General features: G+C 37.5%; 11 protein-coding genes and 1 tRNA gene. 8 read left to right on the top strand and 4 right to left on the bottom strand.

The annotated features are described in order from the left end of the window. The first annotated feature begins 134 nt into the window (after positions 1–134). The 5 genes from kdpA to ACEN92_RS00320 all read left to right on the top strand — a co-directional run bounded on the left by kdpA (position 135) and on the right by ACEN92_RS00320 (position 7,849). A complete protein-coding gene (gene kdpA, locus ACEN92_RS00340; RefSeq protein WP_495640383.1) occupies positions 135–1,835 on the top strand; it encodes a potassium-transporting ATPase subunit KdpA in 1,701 nt (566 codons plus the stop codon). Between the two features lie 199 nt (positions 1,836–2,034). After that, a complete protein-coding gene (kdpB, locus tag ACEN92_RS00335; RefSeq protein ID WP_495640382.1) occupies positions 2,035–4,077 on the top strand; it encodes a potassium-transporting ATPase subunit KdpB in 2,043 nt (680 codons plus the stop codon). Between the two features lie 97 nt (positions 4,078–4,174). Continuing rightward, positions 4,175–4,735: a K(+)-transporting ATPase subunit C gene (locus tag ACEN92_RS00330; RefSeq protein WP_495640381.1), complete on the top strand. Its 561-nt coding sequence runs from the start codon at positions 4,175–4,177 to the stop codon at positions 4,733–4,735. A 91-nt stretch (positions 4,736–4,826) separates the two neighbouring features. Further along, positions 4,827–5,954, top strand: a complete 1,128-nt coding sequence (locus ACEN92_RS00325) for a sensor protein KdpD (RefSeq protein WP_495640380.1) — start codon at positions 4,827–4,829, stop codon at positions 5,952–5,954. Between the two features lie 173 nt (positions 5,955–6,127). Then, the gene (locus tag ACEN92_RS00320) at positions 6,128–7,849 is read left to right on the top strand and encodes a sensor histidine kinase (protein WP_495640379.1); all 1,722 of its coding nucleotides are present in this window, start codon (positions 6,128–6,130) and stop codon (positions 7,847–7,849) included. Between the two features lie 592 nt (positions 7,850–8,441). Here the strand turns inward: ACEN92_RS00320 and ACEN92_RS00315 are convergent. The 3 genes from ACEN92_RS00315 to ACEN92_RS00305 are packed head-to-tail and all read right to left on the bottom strand — an operon-like array spanning position 8,442 to position 16,950. Then, positions 8,442–10,382 carry an OmpA family protein gene (locus tag ACEN92_RS00315; protein WP_495640378.1) on the bottom strand — a complete coding sequence of 647 codons (1,941 nt, stop codon included), beginning with the start codon at positions 10,380–10,382 and terminating at the stop codon, positions 8,442–8,444. A 2-nt stretch (positions 10,383–10,384) separates the two neighbouring features. Beyond that, complete coding sequence (locus ACEN92_RS00310) at positions 10,385–11,293, bottom strand: PorP/SprF family type IX secretion system membrane protein (RefSeq protein ID WP_495640377.1); 909 nt, start codon at positions 11,291–11,293, stop codon at positions 10,385–10,387. A 59-nt stretch (positions 11,294–11,352) separates the two neighbouring features. Then, positions 11,353–16,950: a DUF7507 domain-containing protein gene (locus tag ACEN92_RS00305; RefSeq protein ID WP_495640376.1), complete on the bottom strand. Its 5,598-nt coding sequence runs from the start codon at positions 16,948–16,950 to the stop codon at positions 11,353–11,355. 730 nt (positions 16,951–17,680) lie between these two features. Here ACEN92_RS00305 and ACEN92_RS00300 point away from each other — a divergent pair. Beyond that, positions 17,681–19,225 carry a helix-turn-helix domain-containing protein gene (locus ACEN92_RS00300; RefSeq protein ID WP_495640375.1) on the top strand — a complete coding sequence of 515 codons (1,545 nt, stop codon included), beginning with the start codon at positions 17,681–17,683 and terminating at the stop codon, positions 19,223–19,225. Between the two features lie 260 nt (positions 19,226–19,485). Here the strand turns inward: ACEN92_RS00300 and ACEN92_RS00295 are convergent. Next, positions 19,486–19,560 (bottom strand) — tRNA-Val (locus tag ACEN92_RS00295). Between the two features lie 242 nt (positions 19,561–19,802). Here ACEN92_RS00295 and ACEN92_RS00290 point away from each other — a divergent pair. Next, the gene (locus ACEN92_RS00290; RefSeq protein WP_495640374.1) at positions 19,803–21,593 is read left to right on the top strand and encodes an ABC transporter ATP-binding protein; all 1,791 of its coding nucleotides are present in this window, start codon (positions 19,803–19,805) and stop codon (positions 21,591–21,593) included. A gap of 336 nt (positions 21,594–21,929) precedes the next feature. After that, positions 21,930–23,000 (top strand): efflux RND transporter periplasmic adaptor subunit, encoded by a 1,071-nt coding sequence (locus tag ACEN92_RS00285; RefSeq protein ID WP_495640373.1) that lies wholly within the window; start codon positions 21,930–21,932, stop codon positions 22,998–23,000. Positions 23,001–23,021 lie beyond the last annotated feature (21 nt).

Below are 23,021 nucleotides of genomic sequence, written 5' to 3'. Positions count from 1 at the left end.
TTTGATTCGTATAAAAATTTAGCCACCAATTGCACAAATTCTCTCTAATTTATTTTAAAAAAAATTCGTGAATAATTCGCGGAATTAGTGGCAAAAAAATCTAAAATCCACATTCTAAAATCTAAAATCAAATCATGAACACAGAAATATTAGGAATTATTGTTATGTACGGATTAGTTATGCTTTTAGCTATTCCGTTAGGTCGTTACATCGGCAGGGTTTTCAATTATGAAAGTACCTGGCTCGATAAAATTTTCGACCCAATTGATAAATTATTTTATAAAGCCGTAGGTATCAATCCAAGCATCGAAATGACCTGGAAACAGCATTTAATAGCGCTATTGTCTATTAATTTTATTTGGTTTATTATTTCGATGCTGGTTTTGACCAATATGGCCTGGCTACCTCTAAATCCGGATGGAAATCCATCAATGACAGGCGATTTAGCATTTAATACCACCGTAAGTTTTATCACCAATACCAACTTGCAGCATTATTCAGGAGAAACCGGACTTTCATACTTGGGACAATTATCGCTAATGCTTTGGCAGTTTATCAGTGCCGGCTGCGGGATGGCAATTTGTGCTATGGTTTTTGTTGCCATGAAAGAAAAAACAACCACTCAGTTAGGGAATTTCTACAGCTTTTTTGTTCGTTCGTGTACCAGAGTTTTATTGCCTTTATCTATTATAGTTGCTGCGATTTTAGTTTTTAACGGAACTCCAATGACTTTTGAAGGAAAAGATAAAATCACAACTCTTGAAGGTAACGAACAAAACGTAAGCCGTGGACCTGTAGCTGCTTTCGTAGCCATCAAACAACTAGGAACTAACGGCGGTGGATTTTACGGTCCGAACTCTGCCAACCCAATGGAAAACCCTAATTACTTAACGAATATTGTTGAGAACGTTTCGATAGTTTTGATTCCGATTGCGATGATTTTTACACTTGGATTTGTCTTAAAACGAAAAAAATTATCATGGACAATTTACAGTGTCATGACTTTAGGATTTTTGTTCTTATTGATCCCGACAATTGTTAGTGAAATGAATGGAAACCCTGCCATTTCTCATATGGGAATTGCCCAAAATATGGGAAGCATGGAAGGAAAAGAAGTTCGTTTTGGATCTGCTGCCTCGGCCAATTGGGCAACATATACCACTTGTACCAGTAACGGTTCTGTAAATGCCATGCACGACAGCATGACTCCAATTGCAGGAATGACAACACTTTTAGGAATGATGATTAATTGCTTTTATGGCGGAATTGGTGTTGGATTTTTAAATTTCTACATCTTTATTATTCTGGCTGTTTTCATCAGTGGATTAATGGTTGGAAGGACTCCCGAATTCCTCGGAAAGAAAATTGAAGCCAAAGAGATGAAAATCGCTATGATTATTGCCTTGCTTCATCCCTTCCTGATTTTGGCTGGAACTGCTTTGGCAAGTAATTTATATGCAGGAAATCCTCAGGGTTTATCCAGCTGGCTGGCAAATCCGGGTTATCACGGATTCTCAGAAATGTTGTATGAGTTTACCTCATCATCTGCCAATAACGGAAGCGGTTTTGAAGGTTTAGGAGACAATACTCCTTTCTGGAATATCTCAACCGGAATTGTAATGCTGTTAGGACGTTATTTGCCAATCATCGGACCTGTTGCGATTGCCGGAATTTTAGCTTCGAAAAAATACATCCCGGAAAGCAACGGAACTTTAAAAACAGATACTTCAACTTTTGGATTATTAGTTTTTGCGGTAATCCTGATCGTAGCTGCTTTATCGTTCTTCCCGGCTTTAACATTAGGCCCAATTGCTGAATATTTTTCTGTGAAATAAAAATAAAAAACTAACAATTTGAATGTCTTTTTTTTCTGACACATAGAAACATAGATTTTTTACTAAAGAAATCGATTAAAAAAACTCTGGTTTTTCACATAGTCTATGAGTTTTTAAGTAAAAATGAAATGCCTTTTTTAGGTTTAAGACTATGTTTCTATGTGTTAAAAATCAGGAATAATCTAAATATTAAAATACCATGAGTGCATCTCAAAATAATTTATTTCAAAAAGAGTTGGTCAGCGAGGCTTTTAAACAGTCTTTCGTGAAACTAAACCCAAAAATAATGTTCCGAAATCCTGTAATGTTTACAGTAGAGATTGGAACTATCGTAATGTTTTTTGTTTGTCTCTGGATTCTGTCCGGAGAAAATTCGCAAGGAAGTTTTAGTTACAATTTCACCATCTTTTTAATTCTGCTGGCAACTTTGCTTTTTGCCAATTTTGCCGAAGCCATTGCCGAAGCCAGAGGAAAAGCACAAGCCGACAGTTTAAGAAAAACAAGGGAAGAAACACCTGCAAAACTGGAAAACGGACAGACTATTTCGTCTGCACAGCTTAAAAAAGGAGATATTTTTGTCTGCGAAGCCGGTGATATTATCGCCACTGATGGTGAAATTATTGAAGGTCTGGCAACTATTGACGAAAGCGCCATTACAGGCGAAAGTGCCCCTGTAATCAGAGAATCCGGTGGAGATAAATCATCTGTAACCGGTGGTACAAAAGTACTGTCAGATAAAATAAAAGTAATTGTTACCTCAGAACCGGGCGAAAGCTTTTTAGACAAAATGATTGCTTTGGTAGAAGGTGCAAGCCGTCAGAAAACGCCAAACGAAATTGCCTTAACCATATTATTGGCAGGTTTTACTTTAGTCTTTATTATTGTTACGGTTACACTAAAACCTTTTGCTGATTACGCCAATACTCCTATTACTATTGCTGCCTTTATTTCGCTTTTTGTATGTTTGATTCCAACAACAATTGGTGGTTTATTATCTGCTATTGGAATTGCGGGAATGGACAGGGCTTTGCGTGCCAACGTAATTACAAAATCCGGAAAAGCAGTTGAAACTGCCGGTGATATTGATGTTTTGCTTTTGGATAAAACAGGAACCATCACGATTGGAAACAGAAAAGCAACGAATTTTTACCCTTCAAAAGGAATTTCTCATGACGAATTTATTCAGTCAGCAGTATTGAGTTCTTTGGCAGATGATACTCCGGAAGGAAAAAGTATTCTTGAGCTCAGTAAAATGTTAGATGCAAATGGTAAAATGCAATCAGACATTTTACTTCTTACTGAAAACATTTCACATACAATAAAATTCACTGCAGAAACCAGAACTTCCGGTGTAATCTTAAAAGACGGAACCAACATTAGAAAAGGAGCTCAGGATGCGGCGAAAAATATTGCACAGCAAGCAGGAAACCCTTTTCCTGAAGATACAGCACAACAAGTTATTACAATTTCTTCAAACGGAGGAACACCGTTGGTAGTCATCAAAAACAATCAGGTACAAGGTGTAATTGAATTGCAGGATATCATTAAAACGGGAATGAAAGAACGTTTTGAACGCTTGCGCAAAATGGGTATCAAAACTGTGATGGTTACCGGAGATAATCCGTTAACAGCCAAATTTATTGCGGAAAAAGCCGGCGTGGATGATTTTATTGCCGAAGCGAAACCTGAGGATAAAATGAATTACATCAAAAAAGAGCAGGCTGCAGGAAGATTGGTTGCCATGATGGGTGACGGAACAAACGATGCTCCAGCTTTGGCCCAAGCCAATGTAGGAGTTGCCATGAACAGTGGAACACAGGCTGCTAAAGAAGCCGGAAACATGGTCGATTTAGACAATGACCCAACGAAACTTATTGAGATTGTAGAAATAGGAAAACAGCTTTTGATGACACGCGGAACCCTTACTACGTTCTCAATTGCGAATGACGTTGCAAAGTATTTTGCCATTATCCCAGCGTTATTTATCACAGCGATTCCAGCTTTGCAAGGATTAAACATCATGGGATTGCACAGTCCTGAAACTGCCATTTTATCTGCGGTAATTTTCAATGCCATAATAATTCCGTTTTTGATTCCGCTGGCGCTAAGAGGTGTTGCGTATAAACCAATTGGAGCTTCGGCATTGTTACGAAGAAACTTATTTATCTACGGACTTGGCGGTGTTTTGGTTCCGTTTATTGGGATTAAACTGATTGATTTACTAGTATCTATATTTATGTAAAATGGTTTTAGCTAAATGCAAAATATATCCAAAATCAATATTTTACAAAGAACATCACACATTTTACAAATAACATTTTACATTAAAACATAAAAAAATGAAAACAAATAGTATGCCCGCCCTTAGATTAACTCTTTTTTGTGCCTTGTTTTTCTCCGGAGTTTACACAATGAGTATTCTTGGAATTGCACAATTTGCACCTAATCACGGAAAAGGCGAAATCGTAACTTCAAAAGGAAAAAATTACCATATTAATGTAGCCCAGAAATTTACAGATAATAAATATTTCTGGTCACGTCCTTCGGCTGGTGATTATAATGCTGCAGGTTCCGGTGGAAGTAATAAAGGAACTAACAATCCCGACTATTTAGCCGAAGTAAAAACCCGAATCGATACTTTTTTATTGAAAAATCCAACGGTAAAACGCAGCGAAGTTCCATCAGAATTGGTAACGGCTTCCGGAAGCGGGCTGGACCCGGACATTTCTGTAGCTGGCGCCAAAGCACAAGTGGATCGTATTGCTAAAACACGTAATGTTTCTGCTGATAAAGTAGTAGCTTTAATTGAAAAAACAAAACAAGAACCTCTTTTGGGCATTTTAGGAACAGAGAAAATCAATGTTCTGGCTTTGAATATTGCTTTGGATGAGTTGAAGTAAATAAAAAAAACTAAGCTTTTAACTTAATGAAAGCTTAATTATTAATAACTAAATTTAAAAAATAACCAAATGAAATTTTCATCAAGTCCCAATGGATAAGGAAAAAGAAAATAATGCACAGCACTTTCTAGATTTAATTCAGAAATCACGAAAAGGAAAGTTTAAAGTCTACATTGGGATGAGCGCCGGTGTGGGCAAAACTTTTCGTATGCTGCAGGAAGCCCATTCGTTGTTGAAGAATGGAATCGATGTAAAAATTGGTTATATCGAAACGCATATGCGGAAGGAAACGCATGAGCTTTTGGCTGGTTTGCCTGTGATTCCGAGGCGGACTATTTTTTATAAAGGAAAAGAACTCGAAGAACTTGATGTGCAGGCAATTATCAACCTCCGTCCAGAAGTGGTTATTATTGATGAATTGGCGCACACAAATGTTGAAGGAAGCAAAAACGAAAAACGCTGGCAGGATGTTTTGGAAATTATTGAAGCGGGAATCAATGTGATTTCGGCTGTGAATATTCAGCATATTGAGAGTTTGAATGAAGATGTAAAACGCATAACCGGCATTGATGTCCAGGAACGGGTTCCTGATAATGTTTTGCGTCTGGCGGACGAAGTCGTGAATATCGATTTGACATCCGAAGATTTGATTACGCGTTTGAAAGAAGGAAAAATTTATACGGCAGATAAAATCCAGACAGCTTTAACGAACTTTTTCAAGTCGGAACAAATTTTACAACTGCGTGAATTGGCTTTGAAAGAAGTGGCGAGTCAGGTTGTTCGAAAAGTCGAAAGTGAAGTTCCTCCGCTGCACGCTTTAAAACACGAAAAACTGTTGGCATGTATTAGCAGTAATGACAAAACGGCTAAAATTGTAATCCGAAAAACAGCGCGTCTGGCAAGTTATTACAACGGAATCTGGTATGTTTTATATGTAGAAACGCCGAAAGAAAGCAGTACCAAAATTGCACTGGACAAACAACGCCATTTAATCAATAACTATAAACTGGCGGTACAATTAGGTGCAGAAGTGATTAAAATAGAGCATAGAAATATCGCTGATGCGATCCTGATTGCGGTTGAAGAAAAACAAATTACAACTGTCTGCATCGGAAAACCGCATTTGAATTTATTTAAAGTAATTTTGTCTACAACTATTTTCAGACGCTTGCTAAATAAGCTGTCTTTATCGAATGTAGACCTTGTTATTTTATCTTAAATGTAAAATGTTATTTGTAAAATGTAAAATGGTTGGGGAAGTCGGAGAAAGTACATTTTACATCTCACAGATAACATCTCACAAAAAATAAAACAATAATTAAATTTAGAGGATGAGATTAGCTTACGCTCAGTTCGCTGGAGCTCGAGTGCTTCGTTCCTCGCAATGACATCATGAGAATTAAAACCAAATTGAATCTGGGAGTTGGATTATTATTTTTAATGATTATCATACTCTCGTTAGTGAGTGCCTTTTATATTTTTTCAATCAAAAAAGACACTGAAAATATTCTGAAAGCCAATTATAATACGTTGGAATATTCCAGAAACATGCTTTTGTCATTAGACGAAATTTCTACTGATGCTGATCATGCGATTATTACTTTTAAAAAAAATCTGCAGAATCAAACTCAGAACATAACCGAATCCGGTGAGAAAAAAGTAACGGATAATCTTAAAAAAAACTTTACTCTTTTAGAAAAAAACACAGCTGATGAAGCAGTAAAAATGCAAATCAGGCGAGATATTTTTGCAATTATGAAACTCAATTTGGATGCGATAAAACAAAAAAGTGATATTGCCAAACGTACCGCCGAAACTGCCAATTTTTCGATTGCTATTGTGGGAACGCTGTGTTTTTTGATTGCTTTTAATTTACTGGTTAATTTACCAAACAATATTGCCAGCCCAATTAAGGAATTAACGCTGAGTATCAAGGAAATTGCCAATAAAAATTATTCTGAACGTGTGCATTTTACCAATCATAATGAATATGGTGATCTGGCAAAATCATTTAATACGATGGCGCAGAAACTTCAGGAATACAACAACAGTAATTTGTACAAATTGTTCTTTGAGAAAAAACGACTGGAAACGCTGATCAATAATATGCACGATCCTATTATTGGACTGGATAATGAAGGCATTGTTTTATTTATGAACGATGAAGCACTGATGATTATCGGAATGAAATTAGAGGATATCATTGGTAAATCTGCTTCTGCTCTGGCCTCGACAAATGACCTGATTCGTTCATTAATTTTAAAAGACGATACTGATTCTCCAAAAAAACAGCCTCTTAAAATTTTTGCTCACGGAAAAGAAAGTTATTTTGATAAAGAAATTCTCAACATCACGATAACACCCACAGGTGAAGAAAAAGAAATTAATATAGGTGATGTAATTATCCTGAGAAATATTACTTTATTCAAAGAACTTGATTTTGCCAAAACTAATTTTATTGCAACGGTTTCACACGAATTAAAAACACCAATTGCTTCTATAAAATTAAGTCTTAAATTACTTGAAAATGCCAAAACGGGTGATCTGAATGACGATCAGAAACAGCTGGTCGAAAGTATTAAAGATGACAGTCAGCGATTATTAAAAATCACAGGCGAATTACTCAATCTATCTCAATTAGAAACCGGGAATATTCAGTTGAATATTGAAAAAAGCAACCCTTATGATATTGTAAATTATGCTGTCGAAGCGGTAAAAGTACAAGCAGATCAAAAACAAATAAAACTGGTTATTGAAGCCGATAAAAACTTACCCGATATAAATGCTGATAATGAAAAAACGTGCTGGGTTTTGATAAATTTTTTAACCAATGCAATAACGTATTCGCCATCACAAAGCAAAATTACAATTAGATTAAAAAAGATAGATGAACAACATGTTATTTATCAGGTGATTGATAGCGGAAAAGGGATAGATTCCAGATATAAAGACAAAGTTTTTGATAAATATTTTCAAATCCCCGGCAGTAATAAATCCGGGACAGGCTTAGGGCTTGCAATATGCAAGGATTTTATTGAAGCACAAAACGGTACGATTGGAGTAGAAAGTAATTTAGGATTGGGAAGTACATTTTGGTTTTTATTAAACGTCTAAATATTGTTTAGCTAAATTAAAATAAAAACCTTCAAAAAATCAAATGACTTTGGACGTAATAGAATGCTCCATATAAATCAGATCATTCCTATATTGGCTGACCTTAGTTTTAATTGAATAAGAAAAAATGGTATTGGCATCTTCTTTTGTAAAAAGCAACTGTGCCTTCAATTGCCACAAACTGACTTTTATTTTTGTATATCTTTTTCAATACGGAAAACCTAATTGTTCGAAAAAATACAATCTAATATTTTTTGTAATATTAGACCTATAAATTTTATTATTAATTTAGCCCAAAAATAAGTTCCTATAAAAATAAGTATCCAAGTGATTTTATTTACATATCTCATAATCTTCAATATTTTAATTTATGAAAGACCTCTCCTTTTTAAATTCTAATAGTAGTTGTTAGCTAAAATAATATGACGGACAAATTTCTTCTCGAATGATAGTTTTTAAAATTTCATTTACAAATAAAGTTTTAATTAATAATAGCTCTTCATTTTTATTTCAATAAAAAAATGCACCCAATAGTGTTTTAACTTTTGGGGACATTCATTTTTTGTAGCTATTTAAATTATTAAAAAGGTTCTTACTGCATTGAAACAATTACAAATTCACTTCTTCTGTTTAACTGATGTTCTTCTTCTGTACAAGGTACATTATCTGAACATTTATTTACGAGTTGGCTTTCTCCATATCCTCTTCCTTTTAATCTTGCAGCAGAAATCCCCTTTTTTACAAACCATTCTATTGTAGCTTTGGCTCTTTTGTTAGACAAAATCATATTGTATTTTTCAGTCTGTCTGCTATCAGTATGAGAACGAACATCTATTTTCATTTGCGGATACTGTTTCAGTACGGCTAAAACTTTCTCCAGCTCAAAAGCTGCGTCAGTACGAATAAATGATTTATCCAAATCAAAATAAATAATAGGAATTTCAAGAGTTTTAGCCAAATCAGTTCCAACACCTATCTGCTTGATTTGTTTTTGTAATTTAACATCCAGTTCCGGTTTATCATTTGATGGTTGAATGGTAATTGGACTTTCATTAGTTTCAAAGTCTTTTTTTGCAACTCTTATATAATATGTTTTATTACATTTTACGTCAAAAGTGTAAGTACCATCTGTCCCGGATGTAGTTTCTGCAATTTCCTGAAATTTATCGTCCAGTAAAATTACTTTTGCACCATCGACAGCCTGATTAGTTTCAGAATCTGCTATGATTCCTGATAATTGTTTTTCACAATCCAGCTTTCTAGTTTCTGTGAACTTATAAATATCATCATTACCTATACCGCCTTCTTTATTTGAAGAGAAAAATCCTTTTCTTGTACTATTATTAATTATAAAGGCAAAATCATCAAATTTTGTATTTACTGGTTCTCCGATATTTTGTATCTGATCAAAAACAGCACCTTCATTGATTTTTACAACAAAAATATCTAGTCCTCCTAATCCCGGGCGACCGTCACTTGCAAAATAAAGTTCATTATCTCCTGATATAAAAGGAAATGTTTCGCGTCCTTCTGTATTAATTGTCGGACCAAGATTTTCAGGCTGACCAAATGTACCATCATCCTTAATTACAACACTATATAAATCTGATTGTCCAAAACTTCCCGGCATGTCAGATGCAAAATATAGTTTCTTTTCATCTACACTTAAAGCTGGATGCGCGACACTAAATTGATCACTATTAAAAGGCAGTTCTATAATATTTGTCCATTTATCATTTACAAAATCAGCTTTGTATAACTTTAACAATGTAATTCTTTTGGTATCCTTTCCTTTTTTTCCTCCTAAATAGTTGTTTCTTGTAAAGTACATCGTCTTCCCGTCTTTGGTAAAAACCGGAGTAGATTCATTGAATTTTGAATTAATCTTTTTCTGCAATCGAACCGGATTCTCTAAACTTCCATCTTCTTTTAGTTCCGATACATATAAATTAGTAAAAGACCTGTTTGTCCATTTAAATGTTCTTTTTGCTAAAGTTGCAGTATCACGTGCAGAAGCAAATACTAATTTATTATTGAATACCGTACTTCCATAATCTGACTGTTTTGAATTAATACCAGCGTCTGTTACATCAAATCTTCCGGAATTTAACTTAATCTGTTCTAAATAATTTTTATTATTATTAAATAAAAGCCCTCTTCTATCGGTTTTGACTTTCTCATTGAAAGCTTCGAGCATTTTATCTGATTTAGTATAATCACCAACAGATTTAAGGGCCTGGGCGTATCTGTAATAATATTCAGGTTCCTGCTGATTGTTTAAAGAGAATAAGGCGTCGTACCACTTTACAGCTTTTGTTAGCTCTGCATTAAAATAGTAGGCATTTCCTAACCTCTGAAACATCTTTTCATCCTTATATCCATTTTCGGCCACTTTTTCATAAATAGAAATTGCATCTATATATGCATACTGATTGTATTCCTTCTCTGCTTTATTTAAGACTGCCTTTTGAGCTATTCCGCAAAAAGAGACAGAAGACAAAAAAACGCTATAAATTAAATTTTTAATTTTCATAATTAGAAAAATCTAGGTGAAGTTATTCTGCTATATTTATTTAAGAATTCAAAACGCAGGAATATTTCATGCGATCCGGAATTATAATTTGCTAATTTAGTTGTTTCATGGTCATAGGCATACCCCAGATACAAGCTGTCAGTTATCTGAAATCCAGCCAATGCGCTCACAGACGCACTCCATCTGTAAGCAACACCCAGTACAAATTTATCGTTGAACATAAAATTAGCAGATGCGTCTACTTGTAGCGGTGAACCCTCAACCATTTTGGTTAATAATGCCGGTTTAAATTTTATCATTTCATATTTGTCTAAATTGAATACATAACCTGCAATAAAATAGTAATTAATGCGCTCTTTGTATATCGCCGTATCATTGTCATCATAGTGATTTGTCTGAATGAAATTTGGTACTGACAAACCTATATAAGCCTTATCAGTATGCCAATAAACACCAGCACCAATATTCGGTGAAAATTTATTTTCTAAATCCTGAAATTGCGGATCTCCCTGATCTTCCGGTGCTAATTTTGTAGGATCCAGCTTGAATAAATTTGCTGATCCCTTGATACCAAAAGAAAGTTTAGCATTTGCTGATGTTGGTATCGAATATGAAAAATCAGCCGATAGGTTGTTCTCATTAGTGGGACCAATTTTATCATTTACTAATGAAATTCCAAGTCCTACATTACCGCCAACCGGTGTATTTACCGAAAAACTGCTTGTTTCCGGTGCGCCATCCAATCCAACCCACTGTGTACGATAAAGTCCAAAAACACTAATGACTCCTCTTGAACCGGCATAGGCAGGATTTATATTTATGGTGTTATACATGTATTGTGTAAACTGCGCATCTTGCTGAGCAAAACCTGCAACCGAACAAAACAATAAAACTAAAACTAATTTTCTCATCTATTTTATTTTTAAATAATGGCTTGGCATTCACCAAGCCATTTAATTTGTATAGTGTATTACTTGGTAAGGTATAAATAGCCTGCTTGTCGCTGCGTTTTGGATTGTTTATCTTTATATCTAATGATATAATAATAAGTACCTTCAGGTAATCCGTTTGAGTCTTTAATAGTAACACGACCTTCTGAAATACCTCTAAAAGCAATGTCGTTATTATTATAGTGATCTCTTTCGAATACTAAAACTCCCCAACGGTTATATATCTCCACCGTATTATCAGGATAACATTCTAAACCTTGTACATAGAACCTTTTGTTCTTTTCATCTCCATTTGCAGAAACAGCATTAAAGATTTTAATTACACAACCATTAAATTCTATAACAGTTGGTCTTTCTCCTTCAGGATCACTAAAATCTGATTTGTCTTCAACAATTATCCCACTGTTTGTAATTCCTGATACTGTTGCCTGATTGCTTATACTGCCAGAATTCACATCTGCTTGAGTTAAAGTATAAGTTCCGGTAATTGAAGAATCATCACTTTGACCAACAGCTAAATCAATTGGACCTCCGCTTATAACAATTCCTGGCAGTGGATCAGAAACTAATATGTCCTTCAAATCTACATTTCCTGTGTTTGTTATCGAAAAACTATATGTTAAAGTCTCTCCTGCTTCAGCATAACCATTACCATTAGTGTCATTCAACACTCCTGTTTTCACAATTGTAATTGCAGGAACTTCAACAGGCACCGGCACTGTAGTCGATGTATTGTTTGACGGGATCGGATCAGGCTCGTTGCCTGTTATCGTTGCCGTATTGCTGTAAGAACCCGCAGCGTTTACCGTAGCGGTGATGCTCAGCGTTGCACTGGCGCCGTTGGCAAGGCTGCCGACAGCCCAGTTCGGTGCTGTCCATGTACCCACGGACGGCGTGGCGCTCACAAAGGTGTAGCCCGCAGGAAGCACGTCGTTTACCGAAACTCCCGTGGCAGTGCTTGGTCCGTTGTTGGCCGCAGTGATCGTAAAGGTGATATTCGATCCTACATTCGGCGTAGCGCTGCTGGCTGTCTTGACCACACTAAGGTCGGACTGGGCAACAGGCACCGGCACTGTAGTCGATGTATTGTTTCCAGGGATCGGATCAGGCTCGTTGCCTGTTATCGTTGCCGTATTGCTGTAAGAACCCGCAGCGTTTACCGTAGCGGTGATGCTCAGCGTTGCACTGGCGCCGTTGGCAAGGCTGCCGACAGCCCAGTTCGGTGCTGTCCATGTTCCCACGGACGGCGTGGCGCTTACAAAGGTGTAGCCCGCAGGAAGCACGTCGTTTACCGAAACTCCCGTGGCTGTGCTCGCTCCATTGTTGGCCGCAGTGATCGTAAAGGTGATATTCGATCCTACATTCGGCGTAGCGCTGCTGGCTGTCTTGACCACACTAAGGTCGGACTGGGCAACAGGCACCGGCACTGTAGTCGATGTATTGTTTCCAGGGACCGGATCAGGCTCGTTGCCTGTGATCGTTGCCGTATTGCTGTAAGAACCCGCAGCGTTTACCGTAGCGGTGATGCTCAGCGTTGCACTGGCGCCGTTGGCAAGGCTGCCGACAGCCCAGTTCGGTGCTGTCCATGTACCCACGGACGGCGTGGCGCTCACAAAGGTGTAGCCCGCAGGAAGCACGTCGTTTACCGAAACTCCCGTGGCAGTGCTTGGTCCGTTGTTGGCCGCAGTGATCGTAAAGGTGATATTCGATCCTACATTCGGCGTAGCGCTGCTGGCTGTCTTGACCACACTAAGGTCGGACTGGGCAACAGGCACCGGCACTGTAGTCGATGTATTGTTTGACGGGATCGGATCAGGCTCGTTGCCTGTTATCGTTGCCGTATTGCTGTAAGAACCCGCAGCGTTTACCGTAGCGGTGATGCTCAGCGTTGCACTGGCGCCGTTGGCAAGGCTGCCGACAGCCCAGTTCGGTGCTGTCCATGTTCCCACGGACGGCGTGGCGCTTACAAAGGTGTAGCCCGCAGGAAGCACATCGTTTACCGAAACTCCCGTGGCTGTGCTCGCTCCATTGTTGGCCGCAGTGATCGTAAAGGTGATATTCGATCCTACATTCGGCGTAGCGCTGCTGGCTGTCTTGACCACACTAAGGTCGGACTGGGCAACAGGCGCCGGCACTGTAGTCGATGTATTGTTTGACGGGATCGGATCAGGCTCGTTGCCTGTTATCGTTGCCGTATTGGAATAGGATCCCGCAGCGTTTACCGTAGCGGTGATGCTCAGCGTTGCACTGGCGCCGTTGGCAAGGCTGCCGACAGCCCAGTTCGGTGCTGTCCATGTACCCACGGACGGCGTGGCGCTCACAAAGGTGTAGCCCGCAGGAAGCACGTCGTTTACCGAAACTCCCGTGGCAGTGCTTGGTCCGTTGTTGGCCGCAGTGATCGTAAAGGTGATATTCGATCCTACATTCGGCGTAGCGCTGCTGGCTGTCTTGACCACACTAAGGTCGGACTGGGCAACAGGCGCCGGCACTGTAGTCGATGTATTGTTTCCAGGGACCGGATCAGGCTCGTTGCCTGTGATCGTTGCCGTATTGCTGTAAGAACCCGCAGCGTTTACCGTAGCGGTGATGCTCAGCGTTGCACTGGCGCCGTTGGCAAGGCTGCCGACAGCCCAGTTCGGTGCTGTCCATGTTCCCACAGACGGCGTGGCGCTCACAAAGGTGTAGCCCGCAGGAAGCACGTCGTTTACCGAAACTCCCGTGGCTGTGCTCGCTCCATTGTTGGCCGCAGTGATCGTAAAGGTGATATTCGATCCTACATTCGGCGTAGCGCTGCTGGCTGTCTTGACCACACTAAGGTCGGACTGGGCAACAGGCACCGGCACTGTAGTCGATGTATTGTTTCCAGGGATCGGATCAGGCTCGTTGCCTGTTATCGTTGCCGTATTGCTGTAAGAACCCGCAGCGTTTACCGTAGCTGTGATGCTCAGCGTTGCACTGGCGCCGTTGGCAAGGCTGCCGACAGCCCAGTTCGGTGCTGTCCATGTTCCCACGGACGGCGTGGCGCTTACAAAGGTGTAGCCCGCAGGAAGCACGTCGTTTACCGAAACTCCCGTGGCTGTGCTCGCTCCATTGTTGGCCGCAGTGATCGTAAAGGTGATATTCGATCCTACATTCGGCGTAGCGCTGCTGGCTGTCTTGACCACACTAAGGTCGGACTGGGCAACAGGCACCGGCACTGTAGTCGATGTATTGTTTCCAGGGATCGGATCAGGCTCGTTGCCTGTTATCGTTGCCGTATTGGAATAGGATCCCGCAGCGTTTACCGTAGCGGTGATGCTCAGCGTTGCACTGGCGCCGTTGGCAAGGCTGCCGACAGCCCAGTTCGGTGCTGTCCATGTACCCACGGACGGCGTGGCGCTCACAAAGGTGTAGCCCGCAGGAAGCACGTCGTTTACCGAAACTCCCGTGGCAGTGCTTGGTCCGTTGTTGGCCGCAGTGATCGTAAAGGTGATATTCGATCCTACATTCGGCGTAGCGCTGCTGGCTGTCTTGACCACACTAAGGTCGGACTGGGCAACAGGCACCGGCACTGTAGTCGATGTATTGTTTCCAGGGACCGGATCAGGCTCGTTGCCTGTGATCGTTGCCGTATTGCTGTAAGAACCCGCAGCGTTTACCGTAGCGGTGATGCTCAGCGTTGCACTGGCGCCGTTGGCAAGGCTGCCGACAGCCCAGTTCGGTGCTGTCCATGTTCCCACGGACGGCGTTGCGCTCACAAAGGTGTAGCCCGCAGGAAGCACATCGTTTACCGAAACTAAGGTAGCATCATTAGCACCATTATTTTTGGCAGTAATTGTAAAGGTTACATTATCTCCTACATTAGGCGTAGTATTATTTACTGTTTTATCGATTTGCAAATCTGTCTGACAAACAGATGAATTCAAAGTAATTGCAATAGCTAAAATAGACCCACTATTTCCGCTAGTTGCTCCATTAGCTTTAAACTCTGTAACTGATGAGGAATTAGTTTGTCCATTTATACCACCAAGGATTGTTTTAGCAGATGAATCTGTAGTAGCTTTAATAGAGATTACACCTCCACCTCCACCTCCACCAGGGCCTTCGGCTTCAGCTCCAGTAATTAACTGATTACCTCCGCTTCCTCCATTTGCATTTATGGTATTTGCCAGTGTTGATGCCTCTATTAAAACAGTTCCACCACCACCACCACCACCGGGAGCATCATTATGCCCTCCGATTGTATTAAATCCATTTTGTCCATTAGCTTGTATGGTACCGCTGCCTGTTATATCATTTGCAACGATTAAGAAAACTATTCCTCCACCATCTCCACCATCTGCACTGGCACTGTTATTTCCGTCCCCGGCTCCACCACCACCACCAAAGAAAATCTGACTTTGCATGCCGGTTGATGTTAAAGGTCTTCCTCCCATTCCCCCTACTGCATCTCTATAATCTCCACCCCATGTAGCATTAGAAACATCTGCTGCGGGAACACCTGCTGAGATAAAACCTGCAGGATAGGATGGCCCCACAGTACAGGCATTTAAATTTGATGCCGAATAAGTATATCCACCACTTCCTCCACCGGAAGAATTGGTTAATGCATTTCCATTTGCAATATAATTTGGATCTAAAATCCAGGCACCCGGAGTACCACAGGTACCAAAATCATTCATTACCCCTGCTCCTCTAAACCAAGTTAAAGGATCACCTCCATTGGCACCTCCACCACCACCGGCATTATGCGCATTACCGCCGCCGCCGCCATTAGCTGCTGCTCCTCTACCATATCTTCCTCCAAATGAGGTATCATAATCTGTTCTGTAACCGGCAATACCTTCTCCTTTTTCAGCAGACAAAGCAGCATCTGTAGTCCTAAAGTCGGTATAAAAATTACCCCCTGCACCAGAAGTAAAATTTTCTCTCGTACCTCCTCTAAAACCAGCATCATTTGCATTTATTGATCCATTATTAACAATATTGTCTGCAAGAATTCCAACAAGGCCTCCTCTTCTTCTCTCTATAGCCGACTCATCTGCCCCACCAAAGGCAGGTGCACCCCAAGGAACGGCAACTATAGTTCCCGGATTGGTAACTGTTAATGTGGTATACTGTGGAATTCTTATAACCTGAACATATCGGGCTGCATAATAAGATAAACGGGTATTACAACTTAACGTAATAACATTACCGGCAACACTACTAACATATGCGAGCTCATAAGATCCTGCATTATTGTAATTTGTTACATCACCGTAAGCTATTGTATTAGTAGAATTAATAATTGCCCCTTGTGCCTGATATAACATGATTAAATCACCGGTAGCCAAAGTATTGGATGAAAACCCAGCAGCATTTGTTACATAACCTGCCGGCAAATATGAAATTCCATCCCGGTTTAATTCAGCTATATTCGTCACTGTTACTGTATTAGAACCAGCTAATACATCGGCAGTCACTCTTGTATATCTGTTTAACACAGTATTTGCAACTGTTACTGTTAATGTACCATCTTTTCCTGCTTGCGCAAAACTTTTATTAGCACTTACTAACAATAAAAAACAGACCAGAAGTATATTCAAAGTCCATTTTCCGGTTGTCGTTAAAATTTTCAAAAAAGTAAAATTCCCCATATAATTAATAATTAAAATTCTGTAAAAAGTAATTAAGATCTTCACGGATCTTAAATTTTTTATAGTGGCTAAAATTCAAAGACCACTTTGTTATTTCTGTTTAATATGAAATTACCTATATTTATTACACTGCCAAAAATGAAAACTTTCGATGCTGTCCTTTATGAAAATAAATTGAAACCTCGGGATTTGACTTATTAAAGTCCAATAAAAATGATTTGAGTTTTTTTGAATTCTTATAAAAGAAATCTTATTTTCAAACAAAGAAGTTAACAAAACAGTATTTTAAGCTATTTTTTGCATGAAAAAAACTACTATTTTTTCTAATGCTAAACAGCTGCAAAACTGATGAATGTACTTCAAAAAAAAAACTAAAACACTTTACCTATTACGCAAACGGTAAAATATTATAATTTCAAATATCTAAAAATCAATAAGTTGTGATTTTAAATTACTTAACGCATTCTATTCAAATATTCTCTAATAAGCATTAAAATCCTGAAGTTATTTTAAGATCAAGTAATATTATTGACCAAAAGATTAAATTAATATTTAGTAATGGACAACATTGAAGGCGACATAGGATTTATATAATTTATTTCATAAATAAATATATCATAGAGTAAATAATTACATTTGCAGAATTTAACATAGTTAAAATTAGAGACTTGCCTGTATTGATAAAGAAAGTACTATACAAGTCTTTAATTATTTTAATTTATCTTAGTTTATGTATTTCAAATTTATCTCCTTCTTGTTCGTAATTGTATTTTTTCATTTGCAATGCAATGCTCAGATTTCTAAATATGACCGTATTTTTTCTGAGACATCTCAAGTATTGTTAAGTTCAAATCCTATAAAAGCATTAGCCAATACTGATTATCTTTATAAGATTTCAAAAAATAATCCGGAAAGAATAAAAGCATATATGCTTAAAGCTACTCTTTTACGTCAATACGGAATCCGAAAAGAAGCGGCTTCTGCTCTAGTGCATGCAGACAGTTTAGCCAAACTAGATAATAATTACACTTTTCAGGCAAGGATAAATGGTTTTTTATCTACACTTTATCGTGAGAATGAAATTCCGAGCATAGGTAAAGTTTATTTACAAAAAGCAGTTGATGTAAGTAAAAAGATAGAGGACAAAAGCGAAATGTATAAATTTCAAGGAAATTTGTCTCAGGAAATAGCATATTATGAAATGTTAGATGCTAATTATTCGAAAGCTATAACCAACCTTAAAAAAGGAAATCAATTGTTTGAAAAAGCCGGCGCCAGTATTGATCGAAATTTTCAGTTAGCTGTAAATGGCGAACTAATAGCCAAAAATTATCTTTTATTGCATAAAATTGATTCGGCTTTATATTTTTATGAAAAATCAAATAAACAACTTACCCAGTCTCAATCATCAAATAGTCCTTTAAAAGGTTTTATATACAATGGACTTGGAAACGTATACACATCCACTGAAGATTATAAAAGTGCATCCTTCAATTACCAAAAGGCAGAACAAATAGCAGATGCTTCTAATTTTTTTGCATTAAAAGAAGAAGTGTACAGTTCTTTACTTGCTTATTATAAGAAGACCGAAAACAGTAAAAAGTACATCTCTTATAATGAATTGTATCAGAAATTGAACAAAGGAGAAGAACACAACCGAAAAATAATTGCAAATGACTTAATTAAAGCACTTCGCAAAAAACAGATCGATATCCAATCGAAATATAAAAAGAGTACTTTTATTATTATTGGAAGCTGTATTTTTATTGTTATACTTACATTAGGATTATATATTTACAGACGAAAACAAGATTATAAAAAATTTAAAAAATTTATAAATAAAAAGGAAATAGTGCCTTTTACCGAAATTGAGCCAACATTAAAAAAAGATCCTGCAAAGGACTATATGTCAGCTGAAACAGAGGAGAGTATTCTAAAAAGTATTCAGGAATTTGAGAATTCTCATTTTTATCTCAATAAGGATATATCCCTGAATTCCATGGCCGGAGAGCTTGGTATAAATCATCGCTATTTATCATACGTTATCAAAAAGCATAATAAAAAAGATTTTGCAAGCTATATCAGTGAATTAAGAATCAATTTCATTGTCGATCGTTTGAGGAATGACAGCGACTATTTGAAATATAAAATAAGTTATCTTGCTGATCAGTCCGGGTTTTTATCCCATAGCAGATTTACAACTACATTTAAAAAAATAACAGGTGTTTCACCCTTAACTTTTATTACTTACCTGCAAAAAGAAGAAAAAAAGTAATTTAGTCTGCTTGAAAGCAAAACCATATTGCAAAAAATCGCGATACATCCGGGTTAGAATCAATCGATAAAGCACTCCATTTTAAGAATTTAAAAGAGAATCCAAAACTCTAAATCCTCAAATAATCGGGAAGTCTTTATTTTTCATGCAATATAAACTAAACTACTCGGCATTGAAATTCTCAATAAGGCCGGAAAGATGAGTATTTACTGGGCATACAAAATAAAAAAAGCCTCAATTTTCATTGAAGCTTTTCTTAGTGGGCGATGAGGGGTTCGAACCCCCGACCCCCTCGGTGTAAACGAGGTGCTCTGAACCAGCTGAGCTAATCGCCCTTTGTTTAAAGGTGTGCAAATATACAGTTAGAATTTGTATTTGCAAGCATATTTAGAAAAAAAGTCAAATATTTTTTAGCATTATCATTTATCAATCTATATTTCAGCTTCTTAAAAACAAATAAATCCTGACGTTTTCTTAGTATTAAGTTAAAATGCAAAATCTGAAAAGGGATTTTTGATTATTCTTTTGTATTCATTTGCTATAATCATACATTTGCATACCTTAAATGTATACTCACATGGCAAGATTTCAAGAAAATGATTTACCGAAAGCTAAATTAGACACTAACTCACTTCAAAAAGCACTACGAATTTTTAAATATGCCAAAAATCACAAATGGAAATTTTTCCTGGGTTTGGTTTTCTTATTATTAACCAGCGCTACTGCCCTCGCCTTTCCTAAACTAATGGGAATGTTGGTGGATTGCGTTACAAATAAGGATCTTGATAAAGCTAACCAAATTGCTGTTGCTCTTATGGGAATTTTGGTTTTACAGGCTATATTCTCTTTTTTCAGAATTTCTCTTTTTGTAAATTTCACTGAAAATTCATTATCAAATATTCGTTTTGCATTATATGAGAACCTGGTTAAACTTCCAATGTCGTTTTACTCTCAAAAACGCGTTGGAGAACTTAATAGCCGAATCAGTGCTGATATTTCACAGTTGCAGGATACATTTACTACTACAATTGCTGAGTTTTTACGCCAGTTTATATTGATTATTGGAGGGTTTGTAATTTTAGGAAACATTAGCCCAAAATTAACTCTGATGATGCTGGCCATAGTTCCGGTTGTTGCAGTTGCAGCAGTAATTTTTGGAAGATTTATTCGTAAATACGGAAAAAAAACACAAGACAAAGTAGCCGAAAGCCAGGTAATTGTCGAAGAAACTTTGCAGGGAATCAGCAATGTAAAAGCCTTTGCCAATGAATGGTACGAAATTCAGCGTTATAAAAACAAAATTAAGGAAATTGTAAAAATTGCTATCAAAGGCGGTCAATACAGGGGTTATTTTGCTTCGTTTATAATTTTATGTCTTTTTGGATGCGTGGTAGCAGTTGTCTGGTACGGAATTACCTTAACTATAAAAGGTGAAGTTCAAGGTGTTGGGGATTTAATTTCGTTTGTACTTTATACCACTTTTATAGGTGCTTCTTTTGGAGGAATAGCCGAAATGTATGCCCAGATTCAAAAAGCAGTCGGAGCTACTGAACGTGTTTTTGAATTATTAGAGGAAACTCCCGAAGAAATTAATGCAAATCCGAAGACAACTTCTTTAGAAAAGATCAAAGGAAACGTTACTTTCAAAAATGTTGCTTTTAGTTATCCTTCCCGTAAAGAAGTTGAAGTTCTGAAAGATGTAAACTTTACAGCCGAATTTGGTCAAAAAATTGCTATTGTTGGTCCCAGTGGTGCCGGAAAATCGACTATTTCTTCTTTATTACTGCGTTTCTATGATATTACATCAGGTGAAATTCTGGTTGATGGAAAAAGTATTTATGATTATGATTTAGAGAACCTTCGTGGAAACATGAGTATTGTTCCTCAGGATGTTATTTTATTTGGAGGGACAATCAGAGAAAATATCGCCTACGGAAAACCGGACGCTTCTGATGAAGAAATAATGCTGGCGGCTAAACAGGCGAATGCATTGAATTTTGTTGAAGGGTTTCCTGAAAAATTTGAAACTTTGGTTGGAGAACGCGGTGTAAAATTATCAGGTGGTCAGCGCCAAAGAATTGCAATTGCAAGAGCATTATTAAAAAATCCAAGTATATTGATTTTAGATGAAGCTACATCTTCTTTAGACAGTGAAAGCGAAAAATTAGTTCAGGAAGCGTTAGAGGTTTTAATGGAAGGAAGAACAAGTATTATTATTGCTCACCGTCTTTCGACTATCAGAAGTGCTGATAAAATTTTAGTTTTAGACAACGGAAGAATTACAGAAGAAGGAACCCATCAGGAATTGATTAATCTTGAAAATGGAACCTATAAAAATCTAAGCAATCTTCAGTTCAGCAATTCATAGCAAAATCGAAAATCAAAAAAAATGCAATAAAAGTGAAACTCTTTTATTGCATTTTTTTTGATTTTTATTACCATCAATCGATAAAACATAGTGTCAGGCAGAGTCCATTCGACTTCGCTCAGGATAAACTTAATCGAAGCTTTTTTTAAATTAAAAAACATTCTGATTAAACCTTTTTTTAAGAGCATAGTCTAATCTTTTTATGTCAAAAGATTGGCTAAGAATAGTTGTACATACAAATGTTAAATAACTGCCAATATCACAGGTTTTGGTTTCAAAAAACTAAATTTGTATACTCACTAAACTCGAAATTATAAAACACATTTACCTCAATTTATGAAAGTAAAAAACCTAATTTACGCCTTACTGATTATCGTACTGGGAGGATTTATTACCTATAGAGTGATATCTAATAAAAGTAAAAATGACGAATCTAAAAAATTCGGAGATAAAGATGCACCAACAACTGTAACCGGAATTATTGTTAAGACAAGCACTTTTGACAATAACTTATCTTTATCAGGTTCTATTGAGGCCAATGAACAAATAGAAATCCATAGTGAAGTTTCAGGAATTGTAGAAGGAATTTACTTTACCGAAGGCAGTTATGTAAACAAAGGACAGGTTCTTTTTAAGGTAAATGATATTGAATTGAGGGCTCAATTAAGACAGGCTTCCACCAAAGAAAACCTGGCCGCTGAAAATCAAAGAAGAGCCAAATTATTACTTCAGAAAGAAGCTATCAGTCAGGAAGAATTTGATGTTGCAAATGCAGATTTTGCTTCTGCGCAGGCACAAAGCCAATTAATTAGGGCTCAAATTTCCAAAACATCCGTAAAAGCTCCTTTTTCAGGTAAAATTGGTTTACGCTCTATTTCTCCGGGAACCTATATCACTCCGGCAATTGTTGTTGCAAAATTAGTAAATACCGGCAAATTAAAAATCACATTTTCTATTCCTGAAAAATACGCAGCACAAGTAAAATCAGGATCAACCATAGATTTTACTGTTTCGGGATCAGAGAAGGTGTATAACGCAAAAATATATGCGATAGAGCCTGAAATAGCGGTTGCAACCCGAACTTTACAAATTCGTGCTATTGCAGATAATGCTGATGGAAAACTTTTCCCGGGTACTTTCGCTGATGTAAAATTACCTTTAAACATTATCAAAGATGCAATTACAGTTCCTTCAGAAGCTATTGTTCCTGTTCAAAGCGGTAAAAAAGTTTTTATAGCAAATATGGGCAAAGCCAAAGAAGTTATGGTGGATGCTACTACAAGAACCGACTCATCTATTTTGATTTTATCAGGATTAAAAACCGGAGATACCTTAATTACCAGTGGCGTTATGTCATTAAAAAATGATGCTCCAATAAAAGTTAAAGTAAAAAAACAGCAATTTTAAGTTATGAGTTTTGAAATTTGA

The sequence above is a fragment of the Flavobacterium sp. Flavsp81 genome, assembly GCF_059491325.1.
This window is presented reverse-complemented; position numbering and strand designations above follow the sequence as displayed.

Excerpts from the sequence above, each read along its gene's own strand:
- kdpA (WP_495640383.1), top strand. The coding sequence starts at position 135 with ATGAACACAGAAATATTAGGAATTATTGTTATGTACGGATTAGTTATG.
- kdpB (WP_495640382.1), top strand. The coding sequence starts at position 2,035 with ATGAGTGCATCTCAAAATAATTTATTTCAAAAAGAGTTGGTCAGCGAG.
- ACEN92_RS00330 (WP_495640381.1), top strand. The coding sequence starts at position 4,175 with ATGAAAACAAATAGTATGCCCGCCCTTAGATTAACTCTTTTTTGTGCC.
- ACEN92_RS00325 (WP_495640380.1), top strand. The coding sequence starts at position 4,827 with ATGGATAAGGAAAAAGAAAATAATGCACAGCACTTTCTAGATTTAATT.
- ACEN92_RS00320 (WP_495640379.1), top strand. The coding sequence starts at position 6,128 with ATGAGAATTAAAACCAAATTGAATCTGGGAGTTGGATTATTATTTTTA.
- ACEN92_RS00315 (WP_495640378.1), bottom strand. The coding sequence starts at position 10,382 with ATGAAAATTAAAAATTTAATTTATAGCGTTTTTTTGTCTTCTGTCTCT.
- ACEN92_RS00310 (WP_495640377.1), bottom strand. The coding sequence starts at position 11,293 with ATGAGAAAATTAGTTTTAGTTTTATTGTTTTGTTCGGTTGCAGGTTTT.
- ACEN92_RS00305 (WP_495640376.1), bottom strand. The coding sequence starts at position 16,950 with ATGGGGAATTTTACTTTTTTGAAAATTTTAACGACAACCGGAAAATGG.
- ACEN92_RS00300 (WP_495640375.1), top strand. The coding sequence starts at position 17,681 with ATGTATTTCAAATTTATCTCCTTCTTGTTCGTAATTGTATTTTTTCAT.
- ACEN92_RS00290 (WP_495640374.1), top strand. The coding sequence starts at position 19,803 with ATGGCAAGATTTCAAGAAAATGATTTACCGAAAGCTAAATTAGACACT.
- ACEN92_RS00285 (WP_495640373.1), top strand. The coding sequence starts at position 21,930 with ATGAAAGTAAAAAACCTAATTTACGCCTTACTGATTATCGTACTGGGA.